Below are 2,356 nucleotides of genomic sequence, written 5' to 3'. Positions count from 1 at the left end.
CTCACCCAGTGTGCACGACATAAATTGACTATGTGGATCAGGTTTATAATCAGCAAAGGGATCACAATATTGAAAACCAAATTTTTCATAGAGATTACGAGCTGGCTTGAAGAACTCTTGTGAGCCGGTTTCCAAGCTAATTTTCTTATAACCCCTATCCGATGAAACATTTAATACATGATTGAGAAGAAGCGTGCCTACACCCAAATTTCGCGCATGATTAGAGGTTCTCATTGATTTTAGTTCAGCATGGTTTGAATCCAATTCCTTAATTGCTGCACAACCTAATAACTGCTCACCTTTCCAGCAGCTAAAGAACGTAATCTCAGGTACTTTTAGAGCGCTGACATCTAATGCGTGCACACTTTCAGGAGGAGAAGTCGCATACATATCTTCCAAATGTTCTTTTAATAACTGAACAACTTCACCGCCATTCAAATCATCTATTTTGATATCCATATTTAAAATTATCCCTTAATTCTCATAACGCCTGCATAACACGTTTGCTACTATGCAGATTAAGCTTAAATTTACCACTAAACACGGTAAACCAAAAGAAACCTAGAATGCCGAATGTAGCAAATCGTGTTGATGCATTTGTTAACTTGCAAACTCTACGACATTGATTTCATATTTATCTTTCAAAATATCAGCTCGATACATTTTATAATTATTATGATGGCAAATAGATTCGAGCAACTTTAAATTATCCTTATTTATTTTATACCCAAAAATAACACCATGAATCGCATAATCAGGTAAATCCATTATTCCTCCATCCCTTAATTTAACCCTGCGTAAAAATTCATCCTTATGCTCCGGGCATGAAATAAAGCGGATTTCTTTTTCATAGGCCCAACGACTATGCTTCGATGCAATCATACGACTATTTAATTCAAAACCATCTTCAACAGAGCCCAAATTTAAACAATCAGCATCTATAATGGGAGGTTCATCGACATATTTAACATATAGAGCTGGAAATGTTTCATCATCAATTGTGTTGAACGCATTATATATAATTGCAAAACCAGTCATGCCATCTGTATAGTGAGCCCACATTAAAGGGTCTTGATATTCTTGACTCAAGCAACAAATTTTCGTCTTAATTTTATCACTTAAAGTAGTGACGTGACCGTTTACCAAGCTATCAATGCCATTCTTAGCAACCCTTTGAAGAGTCTCATAATCTGACTTTAATATAAATTGATTTTCTGGTTCCGATTGACTTGTAGAAAGCAGCCATTCTCTAATTTCATTGTAACCATCAGGTAAAGTAAGATCTAATGTATATTGGAATTCAAAAGGGTCATTGAACGTTTTTACACTCGAAAACCATAATGTTTTACTGTTTAGTTCTGATAATGAATATTGACTAAACGTACGAAATCTAAATAATTTATTCTCAAACATACTACTATCCTTTGCGAGTTAACGCCTGCATAACACGTTTACTACTATGCGATTATACTTAATATTGATGCCTTAAAACGAGAAACACTCGGCAAACTGAGATTGCCGAGTGTAGTAAATCGTGTTGATGCATTTGTTATGAGTATTACTTAAATGGGCTAAGATCGATACCCTCTAACTCGCAAACAGCCATGATTGTTGGATGTGATGATAAACGATTTAGATAAGCTGACAAATGTTCAAAACTTAATGGCGATTGCTTAATTGGTAAACACCACTCAGAAAGCATAAATAAGAAGAAATCACAGGCTGAAATTTTATCGCCTAAAAGGTATTTCTTACCCTCAAGTTGATCATTAATTACGGATAGTGATTCAGCAATTCGATCATCTTGCGCGGCAACCACATTTGGAATAGTGCTTTCATCATTTGTATGTCGATGTGGATAATATCGAACCATTAACTCAGCTTGAAGTGTATTATTCAAGTACGCTAACCATTGGAAAAACTGAGGTCTACTTTTGCTCCCCAACCGAGGGATTAAACCATGCTTAGGATTTTGCTCACAAAGATGAATACAAATAGCAGAACTTTCAAAGATTGCCATTCCATCGTCAATTAATGTAGGAATTCTACCTGCTGGATTTAATTTTAAATATTCAGCTGATTTGTGGAAGCTTGATTTCCTATCAACCAACAATAAATCATACTCTAATCCCATGAAATGTAATAAGAAGTGCGGAGCTAAACTCGCGTTGTTTGGGTAATAATATAGCTGATACAAAATGACTTCCTTTTCTTAATCCACAAATACTCATAACGCCTGCATAACACGTTTATTACCATGCAGACCAACCTGAATTTTACCGCCTTAATCACGAAACCCAAGACAAACCCAGAACGCCGAATGTAATAAATCGTGTTGATGCGATTGTTGTGCGTG

At 35.7% G+C, this 2,356-nt stretch carries 3 protein-coding genes; all 3 read right to left on the bottom strand.

The window, feature by feature from the left end; translation table 11 throughout:
* On the bottom strand, nucleotides 1-459 hold a 459-nt coding region (locus tag AACV33_RS01495; protein WP_182700689.1), incomplete at its 3' end, for a GNAT family N-acetyltransferase.
* A 141-nt stretch (nucleotides 460-600) separates the two neighbouring features.
* Nucleotides 601-1,413 carry a DUF2971 domain-containing protein gene (locus AACV33_RS01490; RefSeq protein ID WP_182700688.1) on the bottom strand — a complete coding sequence of 271 codons (813 nt, stop codon included), beginning with the start codon at nucleotides 1,411-1,413 and terminating at the stop codon, nucleotides 601-603.
* A 145-nt stretch (nucleotides 1,414-1,558) separates the two neighbouring features.
* On the bottom strand, nucleotides 1,559-2,197 hold the full coding sequence (locus AACV33_RS01485; protein WP_182700687.1) for a glutathione S-transferase family protein: 639 nt from the start codon (nucleotides 2,195-2,197) through the stop codon (nucleotides 1,559-1,561).
* Between the last annotated feature and the right edge of the window lie 159 nt (nucleotides 2,198-2,356).

The sequence above is a fragment of the Aliivibrio sp. SR45-2 genome (genome assembly GCF_963890165.1).
Taxonomy (GTDB): Bacteria; Pseudomonadota; Gammaproteobacteria; order Enterobacterales; family Vibrionaceae; genus Aliivibrio; species Aliivibrio salmonicida.
Note: the sequence above shows the minus strand (reverse complement) of the source record. Positions and strands in the feature narration are given on the sequence as shown.